Here is a 21733-nt window from a genome sequence, read left to right as displayed (position 1 = left end):
TAAAAAAAAGTTAAAAACAAAGAATCCCTCATATACAGCCAACCCATAATTTACAAGGGTTAAAACCTCCTTTACAACGCTTTTATTACTCTTTACATATCATTTATTTGACTACTTTATTCTTAAGCACAACATCTCACTAAACAACCCCTAAAACAGACAGGGTATTACGCCAAAATTAGGCGTATTTCAAATTTGTTAATCTTTCTTAAACCCATTGACTACAGTGTTTTTAAGCTTTATATTTAAACAAAATAATCTAAACCATTACCATTTATGAAAACACCTTTTTTAACTCTTTTATTTACTGCTTTTTTTATTACCATTACTGCACAAGAAACACCTCAAGTAGGCGATCAATTAATGGTTAACGGACCATCTAATCAGTTTTACAACCACGTCGATTTCCCTCAATTAAACTTCCTTGTCAAACGCGGGAAAATTGCTAATTACAAAAGCGTAAAAGGAAACCATGTTGAAATTAGTCACGTTGAAACCGATAAAAACGGTACGCAGTATGTTACTTTAAAAAAGAAGGATGGCGGTAAGTTTTTCGGCTATCTTAATTCAGTAAAAGCCAATTACAATAAATCTATAAACTCAGGAGAATTATCAGTGATTCAATAATTAAATCGCTATAATTTATAACATCACGATGCTGTTTCAGCCCCGAATTCCTAAAATGATTAATTTTCATCAGTAAAATTAAAAATTTAGTGAATTCGGGGCTACATCATTAATAACCGCCCGCACTACCGCTTCAAAACACCCCAACTATTTTAACAAAATTCACAGTATAACTTCACAAGATTTTAACATCAAAAAATTGTAACTTTGCCCTTTTGCCTATTTATGAGCCAATTTGATGATTTTATTGAAGTAAAAGGAGCACGCGTTCACAACCTTAAAAATATAGACGTTTCCATTCCAAGGGAAAAACTTGTAGTAATCACAGGTTTATCGGGAAGTGGAAAATCTTCGCTTGCTTTCGACACCATTTATGCTGAAGGTCAGCGTCGCTATATTGAAACCTTTTCGGCCTATGCCCGACAATTTTTAGGCGGATTAGAGCGCCCAGATGTTGATAAAATTGACGGACTTTCGCCTGTAATTGCCATTGAACAAAAAACGACGAGTAAGTCGCCACGTTCTACCGTTGGTACCATTACAGAAATTTACGATTTTATGCGACTGCTTTTTGCTCGTGCCAGTGATGCATACAGCTACAACACCGGCGATAAAATGGTAAGTTATAGCGACGAGCAAATTAAAGCTCTAATTTTAAAAGATTTTAACGGCAAACGTATTAATGTTCTTGCTCCAGTTGTACGTTCTAGAAAAGGGCACTATCGTGAATTATTTGAGCAAATTGCAAAACAAGGTTTTGTAAAAGTAAGAACCGACGGAGAAATTAAAGATCTTGTAAAAGGGATGAAATTGGACCGTTATAAAAATCACGATATTGAAATTGTTATTGATAGATTAAAAATTGACGATACTGCCGATAATGATAAACGCTTAACAGAAACCATAAACACGGCCATGTATCATGGTGAAGATGTATTACTAGTTATAGATCAAGACACACAGGAAGCGCGATACTTTAGCCGTAGTTTAATGTGCCCGACTTCAGGGATCTCATACCCAAATCCAGAACCAAATAACTTTTCTTTTAACTCACCAAAAGGTGCTTGCAACCACTGTAATGGTATTGGCGAGTTGTATCAAGTAAATGAAAGTAAAATTGTTCCTGATGAAAAACTTTCAATTAAAAACGGCGCACTAGCACCACATGGTCCTGAAAAAAATTCTTGGATTTTTAAACAGTTTGAAACCATTGCGCAACGTTTCAATTTTAAATTAACCGACGCTTATAAAGATATTCCGAAGGAAGCCAAACAAATGATAATGTATGGTGGAAACGAAAAATTCTCGGTAGAAAGTAAAACATTAGGTGTTACGCGCGATTATAAAATAGACTTTGAAGGTGTTGCCAATTTTATAGAAAACCAATACAAAACAGCCGAATCGACCTCTTTAAAACGTTGGGCTAAAGATTATATGGACAAAGTTAAATGTCCCGTTTGCGAAGGTTCTCGACTAAAAAAAGAATCGCTTTATTTTAAAATAAATAATAAAAACATTGCCGAACTTGCCAATAGTGATATTGTAGAACTTTCGGAATGGTTCAAAGATTTAAACGATCACCTTTCGGAAAAACAACTCAAAATTGCCGAAGAAGTTATAAAAGAAATTAAAACCCGCTTACAATTTTTACTCGATGTAGGTCTTAATTATTTATCATTAAACCGAAGCTCGAAATCGCTTTCTGGAGGCGAAGCACAACGGATTAGATTGGCCACACAAATTGGATCTCAATTGGTTGGTGTCCTTTATATTTTAGACGAACCGAGTATTGGTTTACACCAACGAGATAATGAAAAACTGATAAATTCTTTAGTAGCATTGCGCGACATTGGAAATTCTGTTATTGTGGTAGAACATGATAAAGATATGATAGAACGCGCTGATTACGTAATTGACATAGGCCCTAAAGCCGGAAAATATGGCGGAAACATCATTAGTATCGGCACACCCACAGAATTATTAACGCACGACACGCTAACGGCCGATTACTTAAATGGTAAAAAAGAAATAGAAATCCCGAAAAAACGTCGTGAAGGCAATGGTAATTTCTTAGAACTTAAAGGCTGTACCGGAAATAATTTAAAAAACGTATCTGTAAAAATTCCGTTAGGAAAAATGATAGGTGTTACAGGTGTTTCCGGAAGCGGAAAATCGACTTTAATAAACGAAACCCTCTACCCTATTTTAAACGCTTATTATTTTAATGGCGTTAAAAAACCCATGCCGTACAAAAGCATAAAAGGGCTAGAACATATAGACAAAGTGATTGATATTAATCAATCACCCATAGGTAGAACTCCGAGAAGTAACCCTGTAACATACACGGGTACTTTTAGTGAAATTAGAGCTTTATTTGCCAAAATACCCGAAGCTATGATTCGTGGTTATAAAGCCGGACGTTTTAGTTTTAACGTTAAAGGCGGACGTTGCGAAACCTGTCAAGGTGGTGGTTTACGCGTTATTGAAATGAATTTTCTTCCAGATGTTTATGTGGAATGCGAAACTTGTCAAGGCAAACGTTTTAACCGCGAAACTTTAGAAATTCGTTATAAAGGCAAATCGATCAGTGATGTGTTAAATATGACCATTAGTGATGCGGTTGAATTCTTTGAACATATCCCTAAGATTTACAGAAAATTAAAAACAATTCAGGATGTTGGCCTAGGATATATTACCTTGGGGCAGCAAAGCACCACCCTTTCTGGTGGTGAAGCGCAACGTATTAAATTGGCTACCGAGTTATCAAAACGCGATACAGGAAATACTTTTTATATTCTAGATGAACCTACAACAGGCTTACATTTTGAGGATATTAGGGTGTTAATGATTGTTTTAAACAAATTAGCCGACAAAGGAAATACGGTTTTAATTATTGAACATAATTTAGATGTGATTAAAACTGTAGACTATATTATTGATATAGGTTATGAAGGTGGCCAAGGCGGAGGTAAAGTTATTGTCGAAGGATCACCTGAAACCGTTGCCAAACACAAAAAAAGCCATACGGCAAGATTTCTTAAAAAGGAATTAGCACAATAAACAAACAGTCTAAGCTAATTTTTAATTCAAAATTAAATTTTTAGATTGCTAAACTTAAAAAATCTTTAAAAAGATAAAACATACAACTATGAGAAAAGAACTGCACCCAAAAGGTTGGAACGAAAAGAAAACGAACGATTCTTGGGCCATTTTTAAAATAATGGGAGAATTTGTTAACGGTTTTGAGAAAATGAGTAAAATAGGCCCTTGTGTTTCTATTTTTGGATCGGCACGTACAAAACCAGATCATAAATATTATAAATTGGCCGAAAAAGTGGCAGGTAAAATTGTAGAGCATGGTTACGGCGTTATTACTGGTGGTGGTCCTGGAATTATGGAAGCAGGGAATAAAGGCGCACACTTATCGGGAGGAACCTCTGTTGGATTGAATATCGACTTGCCTTTTGAACAGCACGACAACCCTTATATTGATAATGACAAGAGTTTAGATTTTGATTACTTTTTTGTTAGAAAAGTAATGTTTGTAAAATACTCTCAAGGCTTTGTTGTTATGCCTGGTGGTTTTGGTACTTTAGATGAATTATTCGAAGCTATGACGCTTATTCAAACACATAAAATTGGTAAATTCCCGATAATCTTGGTGGGCACCGATTTCTGGAGCGGCTTGCTAGACTGGATAAAATCGACCCTATTAGATACTTTTGAAAACATTAGCGTTAAGGATTTAGATTTAATTCATTTGGTAGATACCGAAGATGAAGTTATCGATATTTTAGATGCTTTTTATAATGAATCTGGCTTAAGTCCGAATTTTTAACACCATACAAAACCGGTTATCAATTGGGATTAATTACTGGTTTTGGCAGATTGCCCCGCGTTAGCATACCGATGATTGTCGGAAAATAAATTGTTGAAGTTTTTTTGATTCAACAAAGAAAAAACAATTACATTTTTTTCATACTTCTGAAATCTAATTTATAGAAATCAGAAGTCATTGAAAAAATTCTAACTTCGGGGAAATTTCCAAACTTTAATTTTCAATCTTCTTGTCAACACCTTTGGTTTTAACTAAAAGTAAATTATTATGCGTGCATATTTTACTATATTGCAACGCCTTAAATATTATGAACCTTATTTAATGTTTGAATAAATTGAAGTTAAAGTTTTTATTTTTTATTGTAACCTTTTCGATGTGCCTCTCGGTCTTTAGTCAGAATAAAATTGACTTAAAGGCGCGGTTTGATATTGAAAACAAAACGATTAAAATAAAACAAACGATACAATACCAGAACACAACAAACCAAACACTTGATTCCATTTATTTAAATGATTGGAGCAATAGTTTTTCAACAAAAAAAACAGCCTTAGCCACTCGACTTGCAGAGGAATATAAAACGGTTTTTCACTTAGCCAAAAACGAAGATCGTGGGTTTTCTGTTATTACTTCAATGACTCAAAATAACGTCAATTTAGAGTTTTCTCCTTTAAAAAACCAATTAGATGTTATCAAAGTAAAGCTTGCCGAACCATTAAAACCAAATGCGACTTACACCATTGATCTGGAATATATGGTGCAAGTACCTAATAGCAAATTTACCAGCTACGGCATTACAGATACTGGTGATTTAAACTTACGGTATTGGTACATTACACCTGCAGTTTTCGATGGAAATTGGCAGTATTACAGTAATAAGGATTTAGATGACATGTATATTCCGAAGACCGATATGGTACTGGACATTGAATTCCCGGAAAACTACACCTTAACTTCAGAATTAGACATTAAAGAAACGCAGTCTTCAAACGGTTATACATCGGTTAGACTTGAAGGAAAAGATCGCGTAAATACTAAACTTTTCTTAAACCAAGTCTCTGATTTTGAAACTATAAAAGGCGATGATTTTGCTATTGTTTCTGATATTGACGATGGCGATTTAATGGTTATTGAAAAAGTATTAATTACTGAAAAGGTATCAAAGTTTTTACTTAAGAACTTCGGCGCATATCCTCATGATAAATTACTACTTACCAAAATTGATTATTCAAAAGATCCTGTTTATGGGCTTAATTTTCTGCCAAAAATTATAGAACCTTACCCAAAAACACTGCAATACGAATTAAAGTTACTCAAAATTATTCTACATAATTATTTAGAAAACACACTTCTTATAAATCCTCGCGAAGAGCAATGGCTACTGGATGGTATTCAAATATTTTATACCATTAATTATGTCAATGAGCATTACCCAAACATGAAGTTCTTGGGCAGCTTAGCCGATTACTGGGCAGTAAAACCCTTTCATGCCGCAAGCATGACCTTTAATGATAAATACATGTTGGCTTACATGTTAATGGCCAGAACCAATAGAAACCAACCGTTGACCATGGCGAAGGATTCTTTATTGAAATTCAACAAAAACATTGCGAATAAATACAAGGCAGGCTTAGGTTTAAAATATTTAGAAGACTTTGTAAACGATGATACGATTGAAACCACAATCAATTCTTTTTTACGCGAAAACAAACTAAAACAGACCAATACAAAGGCATTTGAAGCTGTATTAAAATCGAAAACAGAAAAAAATATTGATTGGTTTTTTAAAGATTATATCTCTTCCGATAGAAAAATTGATTTTAAAATACAAGAGGTTTCAAAAACGGATGACTCGGTCACAGTGATTATAAAAAATAAGAGTGAAAATGCGATGCCCGTATCACTTTACATGCTCGAAAATGATAGCATTGTTTCTAAAGATTGGATTGAAAATATAGATGGTAGTAAAACCGTAACCCTCCCCAGAAACGGCGCTAACAAACTCGCTTTAAATTACGAAAACACCATTCCTGAATACAATTTAAGAGACAACTGGAAATCGTTAAAAGGCTTTTTGTTCAATAATAAACCTTTGCAAGTACGCTTATTTAAAGATATTGAAGACCCACATTACAATCAAGTTTTTTTAATGCCTATTACTGAATTTAATAATATTTACGACGGACTTACTTTAGGCATAAAAGCATACAACAAAACCATACTAAGGAAACTTTTTAACTATAGATTAGAACCTCAGTATGCGTTTAAATCGAAAACACTTACCGGTGGTCTTTCGGCTTATAAAACACATTATTTTAAAAACAAAAATCTGTACGCCTTGAGTTATGGCGTTTCTGGAAGTTATAAATCGTATGCAGAAGATCTATTTGTAACCAAACTATCCCCTTCAATTTCGCTAAACTTTAGAGATCATTCTGATTTAAGATCTAACAAACAACAACTTATCAATATTAGATATCTCGATATTAAACAAGACGAAAACCCAATACCTAACACAGAAAACAACACCCCTAATTACAGCGTATTCAACGCGCGTTTTATAAACTCGAACAACAACCTTATTAAATACAGCAGTTGGTACACCGATTTACAAATTGCAAAAAAATTCAGTAAAGTGGCTTTTAATTACGAGTATCGTCGTTTGTTTGAAAGCAATAGGCAATTGAATATTCGTTTTTTCACTGGAGCATTTTTAACTAATAATACTGACAGGACTTCCAACTATTTTAGTTTTGCATTAGACAAACCATCTGATTATTTATTTGATTATTCGTATTTAGGCCGATCGGAATCTACAGGTTTGTTTAGCCAACAATATATTGAGGCTGAAGGAGGGTTTAAATCGAAATTAGAAACCGCTTTTGCAAATCAATGGATTACAACTGCAAATGCCAGCACGACCCTTTGGAATTACATTTTACTTTATGGTGATGTGGGACTTATAAAAAATAAATATGACAATGCGCATTTTGTTTACGATTCCGGTTTACGTATTAATTTAGTGACTGATTATTTTGAAATTTACTTACCACTTTATTCTAATTTAGGTTGGGAAATTGGTCAACCAAACTACGATCAAAAGATTAGGTTTAAATTCACCGTAGACCCACAAGCACTTTTAGGTCTATTTAGGCGCCGATGGTTTTAATTTTTTGATGAATTATCATAAATAAAATATTTTTTATGAAAATAATTCAACAAAAACAGCATTAATCCATTTTTTACCAAACAAATAACAATATTTTAACGCCGCATATCATTGTAAAAATCGTTAATATTAACTACTTTTGCAAAAATGATATCCTAACTATTATGCAAATAACTCCAGACTTAACAAGCAATCTTTCTTTTGAAGATTTTAAAACAGAAGTTTTAAACGACTATAGAATTGCTACCGTAAGTAGGGAATGTAGTTTATTAGGACGCCGTGAGGTACTAACAGGAAAAGCCAAATTTGGAATTTTCGGTGACGGAAAAGAAATGCCTCAGTTAGCTATGGCTAAAGCTTTTTTAAAAGGCGATTGGAGATCGGGCTATTACCGTGACCAAACCTTTATGATGGCTATTGGCGCATTAACTACCGAGCAATTTTTTGCCGGCTTATATGCCAATACCAACTTAGACTTGGAACCCATGTCTGCAGGACGTCAAATGGGAGGGCACTTCGTAACCCACAGTTTAAACGATAACGGTACCTGGAAAAACTTAACAGAACAATATAATTCTAGCGCAGATATATCGCCTACCGCGGGACAAATGCCTCGATTATTAGGTTTGGCACAAGCTTCAAAAATCTTTAGAGAAGTTAAAGACATCAATACCTCTAATTTTTCAAAAAAAGGAAACGAAGTTGCTTGGGGAACCATAGGAAACGCGAGTACTAGTGAAGGTCTCTTTTTTGAAACCATAAACGCCGCTGGTGTTTTACAAGTCCCTATGGTAATTAGTATTTGGGATGATGAGTATGGTATTTCTGTACATGCGAAACACCAAACAACTAAAGAAAATATTTCTGAAGTTTTAAAAGGCTTTCAACGCACTAAAAATGAAAAAGGACTAGAAATACTGCGTGTCAAAGGTTGGGATTATCCAAACTTAATGGAAACTTACCAAGAAGCCGCTGCAATTGCTAGAACCGAACATGTACCGGTTTTAATTCACGTTTTAGAATTAACACAACCTCAAGGTCATTCCACCTCAGGATCTCATGAGCGCTACAAAAGCGCCGAACGTTTAGAGTGGGAAGTTAACCACGATTGTAACACTAAAATGCGCGAATGGATTATAGAAAGCGGTATTGCTACTAACGAAGCTTTAGTTGAAATTGAACGCGGTGTTAAAAGAAGTGTTCGTGAAGCTAAGAAGAGCGCATGGAATACCTTTTTAAAACCAATTAAAAAGGAACAAGCCGAGTTAACAACACTTTTAAAACAAGTAATTCAAAACAGTCCTAACGGTGTTTTCATCTCAAAATTATCTAACGATTTAGGAGCTATAGACGAGCCGACTAGAAAAGATATCTTATCAACTGCAAGAAAAGTACTTAGGTTAACTATAGGAGAAACCAATAAAGAAAGAAACATCCTTGCGACTTGGATTGATGGATATATTGAAAAAATCCAACCTAAATTTAGTTCGCATTTATATTCTGAAACACAACGTGCAAACGTTAGAATTAAAGAAATTAAACCCACATTTGCCGAAGACGCAGAGTTAGTAGATGGTCGTATTATTATTCGTGATAATTTTGATGTCATGTTTAATAACCATCCCGAAGTCTTAGTTTTTGGTGAAGATACCGGAAACATTGGTGATGTTAATCAAGGATTAGAAGGCTTGCAAGAAAAGTATGGCGAACATAGAGTAGCCGATACAGGAATTCGAGAAGCCACTATTATTGGTCAAGGTATAGGGATGGCTTTAAGAGGCCTACGCCCTATTGCTGAAATTCAATATTTGGATTATATATTATACGCATTACAAATTATTAGTGACGATTTAGCAACATTACATTACCGTACTAAAGGAAAACAAAAAGCCCCTTTAATTATTCGTACTCGTGGCCACAGACTGGAAGGTATTTGGCATTCGGGATCGCAAATGGGTGGTATTTTAAACTTGGTAAAAGGAGTGCATTTGTTAGTACCTCGAAACATGACCAAAGCCGCAGGTTTTTATAACACCCTTCTTAATGGCGACGATCCTGCTATAGTTGTAGAATGTTTAAATGGTTACCGTTTAAAAGAAAAAATGCCTAACAATTTAAGCAGTATTAAAACACCTATTGGTGTAGTTGAAACTGTAAAAACAGGAGCCGATATTACCCTAGTGTCATACGGATCTACGTTACGTATTGTGGAACAAACCGCTAAAGAACTTTTAGCTGTTGGTATAGATGCTGAAATTATCGATATCCAGTCTTTAATACCTTTCGATTTAAATCATGATATTGTAAAAAGTATTGCAAAAACAAATCGAGTTATGATTATTGATGAAGATGTTCCTGGTGGCGCATCGGCATATATTTTAGATGAAATATTAAACAAGCAAAACGCCTTTCAGTATTTAGATAGTTCGCCAAAAACATTAACAGCCAAAGCACACAGGCCCGCTTATGGTAATGATGGTGATTACTTTTCAAAACCATCTGCCGAAGATATTTTTGAAGCTGTTTATGCTGTGATGCACGAATCTAATCCTGCCAAATTCCCTAAATTGAGATAATTAAAAACTTCAGTATAAAACAGAAATAAAAGGCTTTGCTGGGTTTATCCTGCCAAAGCCTTTCTTTTTACTTACATATTACCACTCATTTTTCACAAAAGATAATTCGTCTACACTTTCTATATCTAAGCAGAGTGAATCCCGTATTATTTTATTAAATTTAAAATCTAATTTATTTATAAATGAAAGCCGTTTCAGCAGTCGTTATTAAAAAAGAATTGCAAGACCAGTCACAAAGCGAATTAATAGCGCTCTGCCTTAGGTTATCCCGTTTCAAAAAAGAAAACAAGGAACTCCTTACCTATTTATTATTCGAATCGGCACATGAAGATGATTACATTCAATCGGTAAAAACATATATCGATACAGAATTTGAAACCATCAACCGTGCTAGTATTTTTTACATCCGTAAATCGGTTAGAAAAATTCTGAGAAACGTAAAAAAATACGTCCGTTATTCACAAAAGAAAGAAACAGAAGCCGAACTTCTACTCTACTTTTGTCTTGCTCTAAAAAATTTTAAACCAAGTATTAAGCGCAGCACGCAACTTGTTAACCTCTACGATCGCCAATTACTTATGGCTAAAAAAATAATTTCGGGCTTACATGAAGATTTACAATACGATTTCAATCTACTAATTGAAGAATTGTAATCAATAATCAGTTTCTATTTTCATTTTCAAAAAAGTATAAAACCCTCAAAAAAGACTCCTTTTAACGAAATTTGCGTTAAAAAATGTAAAAACATCAAATTACAGTCCTATTCTACTTCATTTTCACTCTAAAACATTATTTTTTAAAATCAAAACAAATTCGATTTTCCCAAAACAATTCGCAACCCTTTGTTTGAAAGCTTAACACAATATTTTATCTTTGTTCGCTTAATACGAAAATGATTTATGAAGATTTCATATAACTGGTTAAAGCAATTTATAAAAACAGATTGGACCCCAGAACAAACGAGTGAATTACTAACCGATTTAGGACTTGAAGTTGAAGGTGTAGACGTTTACCAATCGGTAAAAGGCGGCCTAGAAGGCGTTGTTGTTGGCGAAGTTTTAACTTGTGAAAAACATCCAAATGCTGATAAATTAAACATTACCACTGTAAATATTGGGCAAGATGCTCCTGTACAAATTGTTTGTGGAGCACCTAATGTTGCTGCCGGACAAAAAGTACCTGTTGCTACTATTGGTACAACTTTATATACTGAAGAAGGCGAGGCTTGGACCATTAAAAAAGGTAAAATTAGAGGCGAAGAAAGCTTTGGGATGATTTGTGCTGAAGATGAACTTGGATTAGGAAAATCGCATGATGGTATTTTAGTGCTTGATGCCGATTTACAAGTAGGAACACCTGTTGCCGATATTTTTGATATTGAAAACGACCAAGTTTTCGAAATTGGATTAACACCAAACCGCGCCGATGCCATGAGTCATTATGGTACGGCACGCGATTTAAAAGCTGGTTTGGTACAAAAAGATATAAACTTAGAACTTATTACGCCATCGGTTAGCGCATTTCACGTAGAGAACCGTACGCTAAAAATGGATATAGAAGTACAGGACAAAACCCTAGCACCTCGCTACTGTGGTCTTACGCTTTCTGGTATAAAAGTACAAGAATCTCCAGCTTGGTTACAACACCGCTTAAAAGCTATTGGTTTAAGTCCAATAAATAATATTGTTGATGCTACTAATTATGTTTTACACGAATTAGGACAACCACTCCACGCTTTTGATGTTGCTAAAATAGCCGGTCATAAGGTTGAAGTTAAAACCCTACCAACAGGAACTAAATTTACAACACTTGACGGTGTAGAACGTGAATTACATGAAGATGACTTAATGATTTGTGATGCTGAAAAACCGATGTGTATTGCGGGTGTTTTTGGAGGATTACATTCAGGAGTTTCAGAACATACCACAAGTATCTTTTTAGAAAGTGCTTATTTTAATCCTGTAAGCGTTCGTAAAACAGCAAAAAGGCATGCTTTAAACACCGATGCTTCTTTTAGATTCGAGCGCGGAATAGATCCGAATATTACAGGTTACGCCTTAAAACGTGCTGCTTTATTAATTCAAGAATTGGCTGGAGGAGATATTACTAGTGATATTATCGATTTTTATCCGAAGAAAATTAAAGATTTTGAAGTCCGTTTAAGTTTCGAAAATGCTGAAAAATTAATTGGAGAGGAAATTCCAAAGGAAGTTATAAAACGTATTTTATCATCCTTAGATATTAAAGTTAATAATGTTACCGAAACCGGATTAGGCTTAACAGTGCCTGCATACCGAAATGATGTGCAGCGTGAAGCGGATATTATTGAGGAAATTTTACGTGTTTACGGCTACAATAACGTTAAAACAACAGAGAAGCTGAATGCTTCAATTTCGACAACTTCTCGTTTTGAAGATTATAAAATCCAAAATGTTATAGGGAATCAATTAGCGGGGCAAGGCTTTTTTGAAATTTTATCAAACTCCTTAACCACGCCAAATTATGCAGCCCTAAGCGAGCAACTTAAAGCAGAACACAATATTACTATGCTAAACCCTTTAAGCGGTGATTTATCGGTAATGAGACAATCTTTACTGTTTTCCGGCTTAGAAGCGTTATCCTTCAACATCAATAGAAAACGTGGTGATTTAAAAATGTTTGAATTCGGAAAAACCTACCATGGTTATCAAGATAAACGTGAAGAATATAAGCATTTAGCTGTTTTTTCAACCGGAAACCAAACACAAGAAAATTGGGCTGCTGCTGGTAAAAAGAGTGATTTCTTCTTTATGAAAGGAAGTATTATTGCTATTTTGGAACGTTTAGGTATTTCTCGATTTAATGAAGCACCTACAAAAAACGATTTAATTAGCGAAGGCTTAAGTCTAGGCTTAGGAAAAACGGTTTTAGTTGATTTTGGATTGGTCAAAAAGCAGGTTTTAAAACATTTTGATATTTCTCAAGACGTTATTTTTGCCGATTTTAATTGGGATGCCATTTTAGATGTGGTAAAACGCAATAAAATTACATTTAAAGCCATTACAAAATACCCAGAAGTAAAACGTGATTTCGCTTTATTGGTAGATGACAACGTGACTTTTGAATCGATTTTTAAGCTGGCGAAACAAAGTGAAAAACAATTATTGAAATCGGTTAACCTTTTTGATGTTTACCAAGGTAAGAACCTTCCGAAAGGTAAAAAAAGTTACGCGGTGAGTTTTACGTTGCAAGATGAAAACAAAACCCTGACCGAAAAACAGATTGACAAAATCATGAATAAACTGCAATCTAGCTTTGAAAGACAACTTGGAGCAGAATTAAGATAAGGTGATTATAAAAACGCTATTTACTGCCGCACTCCTATGCCTGTTTACTGCAAAGTTAAGCGGGCAACAGTTACTTGATACACAAAAACCAAGTGATTCAGCCTCTATTGGCACACTTGCTTTGTACGATTTAAAACAAAGCATAAGAGGTATTGGATATTCGTTTACAAGGCCGTTGCATTGGAAAAAGAAAGATTTCACCACGCTGGGCACCTTTGTAGTGGGCACATTGGCGCTTTCTACGATTGATGATGAATCTAGCGCGTTATTTGTAAAAAATGAACGTCACGTCCCTAATTTATTTATGGATGCTGGTACCGAGTTTGGCAGTCCGCAAGTCTATTTTATTGCAAATGCAGCACTATATGGCACAGGCCTTATTATGAAGAACGAAAAACTTAGAAAAACGAGTGTTCTAATAATCTCTTCTTCGATAACCACAGGCGTTATACAAAGTATCGCAAAAACAGCAATCGGTAGAGCACGACCTAGAAATGTTGCTAACGGCTTAAATAGTCGCGATTTTGAATTCTGGTCAGACAAGCCCGAATTTCATTCCTTTCCATCAGGCCACACCGTTTTATCTGTAACCATGGCACATGCCGTTGCTAAACAATTTAATAATACATGGTCTAAAATAGGCGTTTACAGCTTAGGGTCGGTTGCGCCAATATCTAGATTATTTGCTGGAGCACATTGGCTTACGGATGTAGGTGCTGCCACATTTTTAAGTATTGTTGTTGTTGATGCTGTAGATAATTTTTTATTTAAAACCAATGCTTACGATTATCCGAAAAGAAAAAAACAGATCTCTTGGAACTTTTCTTTTTCAGGAAATAAAGTGGGGCTTGTTGGTACATTCTAAATAAAACAACACGTGTAAACCTTTCAAGAGCATATAAACTTCTAAAATCTATAATCTTCTTTTTTTATATCTTAATTTTTCATATATTTAAGTAAACCCTATAACATTTAATATTATGACAGATTCAAACTATACCAAAGTATTTTCTGGTGATTTCATTATTGTACAACGGATGTATTCTGACTTAGAGAAAGAAAACATAAGCGCTGTTATAAAAGATGAAACCGAATCGGGTAGATTAGCCGGTTTTGGAGCAACAATTTACGGTTTACAAGACCTTTATGTGCATAATGATGAACTAGAAAAAGCACTACCCATTATCCAACAAATTAACGAAGATTCAGAAGCTTAACACGTTTATAATAAAACGTTTACGCACACGTAAATTCGTTTTATTTTTAACATACTTTTTGTTTTATTGTATTAAATTATTTCCTATCTTGTAGGAATAAACCTTAAAAAACTAAAACAACTATGCAAAATTACACCAAAGTCTTTACAGGTAATCTCACGGATGTTCAACGCGTATTTAATGAATTAGGAACTTTAAATATATGCGCGATTATTAGAGCTAAATCTAAATTTGAACGTATTAATTACCCTGGAGACTTCAACCAAACACTACAGGACATTTTTGTCCATATCGACGAGCTAGACCGCGCATTAAAAGTAATTAATGCGTTGGTAGGAAAAAATACTACACCATCAATAAAAACGAACACCACAGCGCAAAATAGCCGCAGGCATTTAGCTTAAGTTTTTATTCTAAAAGAGTTTATAGTTTTATTAGGCCGTTACAGTGTACATTTTATCACGCAATTCTTTAATTTTCTTGTCTTGCATGTATTCATCAAAAGTCGTGTAACGGTCAATAACACCATTAGGTGTTAACTCCACTACTCTATTTGCAACGGTTTGAGCAAACTCATGATCATGTGTTGTAAATAACATAGAGCCCTTAAAGTTTTTAAGTGAATTATTAAAAGCCGTAATACTTTCTAAATCTAAGTGATTTGTAGGTTCATCTAACATTAATACATTCGCACGTACCATCATCATTCTACTAAGCATACAACGTACTTTTTCTCCTCCAGAAAGTACATTCGATTTTTTTAGTGCTTCTTCACCACTAAAAATCATTTTTCCTAGAAAGCCACGAATATGTACTTCTTCACGTTCCTCTTCAGTAGTTGCCCATTGGCGTAACCAATCGACTAAAGATAAATCGTTTTCAAAAAATTCACTATTATCTAGCGGTAAATACGATTGATTGGTAGTAACACCCCAAGCAAACTCACCAGAATCTGCTTTTTCATTATTATTTATAATTTGATAAAATGCTGTTGTTGCTCTAGAATCTCTAGAAAACACGACTACTTTATCACCTTTAGCAAGGTTTAAATCAATATCTTTAAAAAGTACTTCGCCTTCTAATGAAGCCGATAAACCTTCAATATTTAAAATTTGATCGCCCGCTTCTCTTTCGCGTTCAAAAATAATGGCTGGATAACGACGACTTGTACGTCTAATATCGCCAATATTTAACTTATCAATCATCTTCTTTCTACTAGTTGCTTGTTTACTTTTTGCAACGTTAGCAGAAAAACGACGGATAAATTCTTCTAATTCCTTCTTCTTCTCTTCGGCTTTCTTATTTTGTTGTGCATGTTGGCGTGCCGCTAATTGAGACGACTCGTACCAGAAAGTATAGTTACCAGAGTAATTGTTTATTTTTCCGAAGTCGATATCCGAAATGTGTGTACAAACGGCATCTAAAAAGTGTCTATCGTGAGATACTACAATAACACAGTTATCGTAATTTGCTAAAAAGTTTTCTAACCAAGAAATAGTTTCGTAATCCAAATCATTGGTAGGCTCATCCATGATTAATACATCCGGACTTCCAAATAACGCTTGTGCTAATAATACTCGTACCTTTTGTTTACCATCTAAATCCGCCATCAAAGTATGATGAAAATCTTCCTTGATTCCTAAATTAGATAACATGGCAGCGGCATTACTATCGGCATTCCAACCATCCATTTCTTCAAATCTCACTTGAAGCTCACCTATTTTTTCAGCATTTTCATCTGTGTAATCAGCATAAAGTGCATCAATTTCAGTTTTAATATCAAACAACGGTTTGTTTCCTATTAAGATAGTTTCCAAAACGGTGTTCTCATCATATAAATTATGATCCTGCTCTAAAACCGACATACGCTTACCAGCTTCCAAAGAAACATGCCCTGAGGTGGCTTCCATTTTTCCTGAAATAATCTTTAAAAATGTAGATTTTCCCGATCCGTTAGCACCAATAATACCATAGCAATTGCCATTATTAAATGTGGTGTTTACTTCATCAAAAAGGATTCGTTTTCCGAATTGAACAGAAAGATTTGAAACTGATAACATAAGGTAATTTATTTTTTTGCAAAAGTAGAAAATTACATTGGTAAGTCGAAAACTTAAACCTCTTATTTTTTTCACTGATTATTAGAGTGATAATCCATATTAAGTCCAAATAATATTTAACAACGCATTAACAGCGCTTTATAAAAACAAGCCATATTTTTGTTGTCCTATTTATAGTTACCTAAAGCTAAAGCACTTTTATATGAAAATATATTTTTCAATAGTATTAATCTCACTCTCCTTTTTTGGTTGTAAAAAAGATACTGCCGGAATGGGCAGCGATTTTGCATACATTGGTGGCGAAATAATTAATCCTATTGAAAACACCATCATATTAACAAGTCAGGATAAAACAACCGACACCATTAAATTAGATGGTAGAAACCGTTTTATATATAAAATTGAAGATTTAAAACCTGGACTATACACCTTTAAACACGGTAGCGAATTTCAACTAATACTACTAGAACCAAACGATAGTTTACTCTTTAGATTAAATACTTTTGATTTTGATGAATCGTTAGTTTATACCGGTCGTGGTGCAAAACAAAATAATTTTTTATTAAATGAGTTTTTAGAAAATGAGAAAACCGAAAAATCAATTCATAAATCTCGAAGTTTAAGTCCAAAAGATTTCAGTAGAAAAACAGACTCTGTTAGACAAGCTCAAATTAATAAGTTTAAAGCCTTTAAAAACAAACATGAGGTAAGTAAAACTTTCGAAAATTTAGTTCTAGAACATATCAATTACTCCTACTACGCGAGTAAAGAAACCTATCCTTTTAGACGTACAAGACAGCAAGTACTGGAAGCTTTTAACTCGTTACCAAACGATTTTTATGCCTATAGAAAAAATGTAGATTATAATGATGTAGATTTAAAAAACTTCTTTGCTTACAAATGGTTTTTAAAATCGAACATTAGTAACATCGCGTTAAAAAAACACATGAGTCACTGTGCTAATGAAGATTTTAAACGTGGGCGTTCGCTTTGCTTTAATTTAGATCGTCTTAAATTTATTGATAGCTTAGTATCGGATTCAGATTTAAAAGAAGAACTACTTTACCATTACACCGTTAAGTTTTTATCTACAAGTGAAAATAACGAAGGTATCAGCGTTGTTCTACAAAACTACTTGGATAAAACCGAAAATGAGAAGGGTAAAAAAATGATTATGAAATTTGCTGATGCCATAGAAAAATTAGCACCAGGTAATCGCTTACCTAATTTAGAAATTGTGGACTACCAAAACAACACGAAGCAAATTAATAAGGTTTTAAAAGGTACCACGGTAATTACTTTTTGGTCTAATATGTATTACGACCACTTTATGGAAAACCACAGAAAAATAAGAAACTTAAAAAAGAAATATCCAGAAGTTACCTTTATTAGCATTAATATAGATAACCACAATCCGAATAAAGCCATGCATACGCTACGTAGTAATTTCGGCTTTAACAACGAGTACTTTTTAAAAACACCTATAGAGTCTACCGAAAAATTGGCCATTCACCCGATGACAAAAACCTTTATTCTGGATAAAAATAAAACTATTGTAAATAGCAATACAAATATTTTCTACGGAAGTTTTGAAGGGCAGCTCCTTGGCTTATTAAACAACTAAAAACAACTAAAAGCTACTACAGCTTATAGTGATTCATCAGCATTTTTTCATACATCTTATCCGGAAGAATTCGTTTTAGAACAATCGAAAATTTCTGCATAAACACACCAACTTTGTAATGAATTTTAGGGTTCTTATCATTTATAATATTTAGGACTGCTTTAGCCATGATATCCGGATCACTCCCACCATCTACATGTTCATCCATTAAACGCAAAGTATCACCATAAGGCTTTTTATAAGGCGAATTCTCTAACAATGGCGCATGATATCGTCCTGCTGCAATATTAGTTGCAAAATCGCCAGGCGCTACATTACTCATTTTTATATTAAAATCTTTAAGTTCCATTCTAAAAGCTTCCGTTAGGAGTTCTAAGGCCCCTTTACTCGCGCTATAAACGCCACGGTATGGCAATCCCATATAACCAGCAATGGAGGTTACATTTATAATTAAACCAGAATTTTGCTTACGCATTTGCGGCAACACCGCTTTTATCACATTTATAGGTCCAAAAAAATTTGTATCAAAGTTGTTTTTAATTTCAGCTTCTGGAATTTCTTCAATAGGTCCTGTAATTCCAGCTCCCGCATTATTAATAACTACGTCTATTTTGCCTTCTTTTGCAATAATGGCAGACACCGTTTTGGCAATGGTTTCATTATCTTTTACATCTAAAGCTAAAATAGGAAACTTACTTTCTTTATATTTTTGGGGGCTTCTACTGGTGCCATAAACTACAAATCCGTTAGTTTTTAAAAATTCTCCAATAGATTTTCCTATACCCGAAGAACCTCCTGTTATTAATACAACTTTAGACATAATTATTTAAATGATTTTAAGAGTACAAAATTAACAATGAATTTTAATAAATCGCTTAATTTATAAGATAGTTTTAAAATGAAGAAAGGCTTTAAAACTAAAAAATCCTGATTCGCCTAGGCTTTCAAGATTTCAATTTATGGTATAAAAAAAGGCAAGCTACCTACATCACACTGCTCAACCATTTACCTTTGCTGCGTTCCCGCCCTGGAGGATTCAACAGGAGCTAGTTGTGTAGGACTTGCCGGCTGCAAATATACAATCTTTTAAAAATATAACAATGATTTTTTAAACTGATTTTAAATAAATATCTTGCTAAAAATAAAAAGTACAAAATGAAAATATTCAAATCCCTAATAATCATATTTTTAGTATCACTAGTTGTGGCTTGCGGATCTAATAACGGACTGAAAAAAAATGATTTTCACATCACTTCTAATGCCGAAAAAGGCAATATTTCTATTGATGAAACCTTAAAACTTAATTTAGACAATAAAAAAAATCATGTTATTGATTCCGTTTCTTATGCCTTAAACGGAAAAAGAATTGAAGCAACTACCGCTTTAAGCAATTTCAAATTAGGCAAACATCCTCTAGATGCTACGGTATATTTTAATGGTGAGCATCAAAAAATAAATTCATCTATTACTATTCTGAATAATGAATCTCCTAAAATTTTTACTTATGAAATTATAAACGAATACCCTCACGATATTACATCGTACACCCAAGGTTTAGAATTTCATAATGATACCTTATATGAAAGTACTGGGCAGCACAAAGAATCTAAACTTAGAAAAGTAGATTACAAAACAGGTGAAGTACTTAAAAACGTGAATTTAGCCGATGAATATTTTGGTGAAGGATTAACTATTTTAAACGACAAAATATACCAGTTAACTTGGCAAAAAGGCACTGGTTTTGTGTACGACTTACATACGTTTGAAAAAATAAACAGCTTTAAATATGGGCAAAGTAAAGAAGGTTGGGGACTATCTAACAACGGTAAATCAATTTATAAAAGTGATGGTACCGAAAAAATCTGGACATTAAACCCGGATACTTTAGTTGAAGAAGATTTTATTCAAGTATTTACCAATAAAGGAAAAATTATTGGTATTAATGAAATGGAATGGATTGAAGGTCATATTTACGCCAACCGCTACCAAAAAGATGGTGTAGCCATTATAAACCCAGAAAACGGAGCTGTTGTAGGTGTGATAGACTTTTCGCCGCTAAAAAAGCTAGTAACACAACATGACGGTTTAGATGTTTTAAACGGCATTGCTTACAACCCAACAACCAAAACGGTATTTGTTACAGGTAAAAGATGGGATAAAATATTTGAAGTGAAAATTATACAAAAATAACAGCGTTTAAATAGAACCTTATTATCTAAGGTGATTTTTAATTATCTATAAATTTTTAATTCAAGTCGGAAAGGTGGTTATTCAGCTTTCCGACTTTTTTGTTTTCAGGATTTCTTCAATCTAAAAAATATTACTTATGCACCGCACTTTGCGTACATGGGCAATTACTAATACCTTGTAAGAAATCGAAACCAATAGTGATTACGTGGGTTCCAGAATTATAGCTAGATAAGCCATTTGTGGTAACTTGATAGGCATATCCAAAATAAAAAATATTCTTTTTAAAACCAGCCATTGGCCCAATATTTAAAGGCTTCATAAATTGATCATTAAGAAAACGGTATGAAATTCCAGCCCAATAATAATCTTCACTTCTATTGAATTTACGCACCTTAAAGTTTAAATCGGTTGCCGAACGTTGATCGCTGGCAAACATTTGATAAAAAACAGAAGGTTCAAATTCCAATCTACTTTTCTTCGGCCCCTGAAATGTATATCCGGAATAGACTTGAAAATTCAGCAGTAAATTAGGTTCTAATTTTCTAAAATCCTCAATCTTTTTTGCTAAAATATTATTAGCATTAACACTTAAAAAGAAACCATGATTTCGGTATAAAGCGCCCACATCAAAATTTTGATTTGATGTTTTCCTATCATCCGTAATAAAAGGATCGATTACGGGGTTCTCAATAGTTGTATTGAATTTATCAATATCTATTCTAAAATTATTAAGGTTGAATGATATGCCCAATGATAAGTATTGTTTAGAATAATAATCTAAAATAAGGTGATGTGCAAACGAAAATTTAGCCCCTGTTTGAATGGTGTACCCGTTACTATCATTATAAAGCGACACACCAATACCTGAACGATCAGCAATTCTAAAATCAACATAAGCCGATTGATTATCTGGTGCATCTTTAATGCCCACCCATTGGGTAAGTCCGTTGGCACGAATTCTTAAATTATCGCCAATTCCAGCATAGGTTGGAGATATTACAAAATCATTTTCGGCCAAATGTTGTGTAAAAACAGGTAAATTCAATTCTTGGCCAAACGTGTTGGTTGCTATAATGAGGAGGAAATAGATTAATATATTTTTCATTTGA

The 21733-nt window shown here is 33.9% G+C and carries 15 protein-coding genes and 1 other RNA gene; 12 read left to right on the top strand and 4 right to left on the bottom strand.

What is annotated here, in order from left to right:
- Nucleotides 1–276 precede the first annotated feature (276 nt).
- The 10 genes from QWY92_RS15785 to QWY92_RS15740 all read left to right on the top strand — a co-directional run bounded on the left by QWY92_RS15785 (nucleotide 277) and on the right by QWY92_RS15740 (nucleotide 15154).
- Nucleotides 277–627 (top strand): hypothetical protein, encoded by a 351-nt coding sequence (locus QWY92_RS15785; protein WP_290268247.1) that lies wholly within the window; start codon nucleotides 277–279, stop codon nucleotides 625–627.
- Nucleotides 628–852: 225 nt separating this feature from the next.
- A complete protein-coding gene (gene uvrA / locus QWY92_RS15780) occupies nucleotides 853–3687 on the top strand; it encodes an excinuclease ABC subunit UvrA (protein WP_290268249.1) in 2835 nt (944 codons plus the stop codon).
- An 88-nt stretch (nucleotides 3688–3775) separates the two neighbouring features.
- On the top strand, nucleotides 3776–4465 hold the full coding sequence (locus tag QWY92_RS15775; protein ID WP_290268251.1) for an LOG family protein: 690 nt from the start codon (nucleotides 3776–3778) through the stop codon (nucleotides 4463–4465).
- A 373-nt stretch (nucleotides 4466–4838) separates the two neighbouring features.
- Nucleotides 4839–7631 carry a gluzincin family metallopeptidase gene (locus QWY92_RS15770; protein WP_290268253.1) on the top strand — a complete coding sequence of 931 codons (2793 nt, stop codon included), beginning with the start codon at nucleotides 4839–4841 and terminating at the stop codon, nucleotides 7629–7631.
- A 164-nt stretch (nucleotides 7632–7795) separates the two neighbouring features.
- Nucleotides 7796–10207, top strand: a complete 2412-nt coding sequence (locus tag QWY92_RS15765) for an alpha-ketoacid dehydrogenase subunit alpha/beta (RefSeq protein ID WP_290272970.1) — start codon at nucleotides 7796–7798, stop codon at nucleotides 10205–10207.
- Between the two features lie 182 nt (nucleotides 10208–10389).
- On the top strand, nucleotides 10390–10860 hold the full coding sequence (locus QWY92_RS15760; RefSeq protein WP_290272968.1) for a hypothetical protein: 471 nt from the start codon (nucleotides 10390–10392) through the stop codon (nucleotides 10858–10860).
- A 246-nt stretch (nucleotides 10861–11106) separates the two neighbouring features.
- Entirely contained in the window at nucleotides 11107–13533 is a 2427-nt protein-coding gene (pheT, locus tag QWY92_RS15755) for a phenylalanine--tRNA ligase subunit beta (RefSeq protein ID WP_290272966.1), read from the top strand.
- A 1-nt stretch (nucleotide 13534) separates the two neighbouring features.
- A complete protein-coding gene (locus QWY92_RS15750) occupies nucleotides 13535–14398 on the top strand; it encodes a phosphatase PAP2 family protein (RefSeq protein ID WP_290272964.1) in 864 nt (287 codons plus the stop codon).
- Between the two features lie 115 nt (nucleotides 14399–14513).
- A complete protein-coding gene (locus tag QWY92_RS15745; RefSeq protein ID WP_290272963.1) occupies nucleotides 14514–14750 on the top strand; it encodes a putative signal transducing protein in 237 nt (78 codons plus the stop codon).
- Between the two features lie 122 nt (nucleotides 14751–14872).
- Nucleotides 14873–15154: a DUF2007 domain-containing protein gene (locus QWY92_RS15740; protein WP_290272961.1), complete on the top strand. Its 282-nt coding sequence runs from the start codon at nucleotides 14873–14875 to the stop codon at nucleotides 15152–15154.
- Nucleotides 15155–15184: 30 nt separating this feature from the next.
- On the opposite strand, the gene QWY92_RS15735 is transcribed toward QWY92_RS15740, so the two are convergent.
- Nucleotides 15185–16810 (bottom strand): ABC-F family ATP-binding cassette domain-containing protein, encoded by a 1626-nt coding sequence (locus QWY92_RS15735; RefSeq protein ID WP_290272959.1) that lies wholly within the window; start codon nucleotides 16808–16810, stop codon nucleotides 15185–15187.
- Between the two features lie 202 nt (nucleotides 16811–17012).
- Here QWY92_RS15735 and QWY92_RS15730 point away from each other — a divergent pair, with 202 nt between their 5' ends.
- On the top strand, nucleotides 17013–18434 hold the full coding sequence (locus QWY92_RS15730) for a TlpA family protein disulfide reductase (protein WP_290272957.1): 1422 nt from the start codon (nucleotides 17013–17015) through the stop codon (nucleotides 18432–18434).
- 16 nt (nucleotides 18435–18450) lie between these two features.
- On the opposite strand, the gene QWY92_RS15725 is transcribed toward QWY92_RS15730, so the two are convergent.
- Complete coding sequence (locus QWY92_RS15725; protein WP_290272955.1) at nucleotides 18451–19254, bottom strand: SDR family oxidoreductase; 804 nt, start codon at nucleotides 19252–19254, stop codon at nucleotides 18451–18453.
- Between the two features lie 149 nt (nucleotides 19255–19403).
- Nucleotides 19404–19501, bottom strand: an RNA gene (ffs, locus tag QWY92_RS15720) — signal recognition particle sRNA small type.
- An 88-nt stretch (nucleotides 19502–19589) separates the two neighbouring features.
- Between ffs and QWY92_RS15715 the strand changes: the two genes are divergently transcribed.
- The gene (locus tag QWY92_RS15715; RefSeq protein WP_290272952.1) at nucleotides 19590–20624 is read left to right on the top strand and encodes a glutaminyl-peptide cyclotransferase; all 1035 of its coding nucleotides are present in this window, start codon (nucleotides 19590–19592) and stop codon (nucleotides 20622–20624) included.
- 130 nt (nucleotides 20625–20754) lie between these two features.
- On the opposite strand, the gene QWY92_RS15710 is transcribed toward QWY92_RS15715, so the two are convergent.
- Nucleotides 20755–21729, bottom strand: coding sequence for a PorP/SprF family type IX secretion system membrane protein (locus QWY92_RS15710; RefSeq protein ID WP_290272950.1), 975 nt, complete (start codon nucleotides 21727–21729; stop codon nucleotides 20755–20757).
- Nucleotides 21730–21733 lie beyond the last annotated feature (4 nt).

It is taken from the genome of Algibacter miyuki, assembly GCF_030409805.1.
Lineage (GTDB): Bacteria > Bacteroidota > Bacteroidia > Flavobacteriales > Flavobacteriaceae > Algibacter > Algibacter miyuki.
Note: the sequence above shows the minus strand (reverse complement) of the source record. Positions and strands in the feature narration are given on the sequence as shown.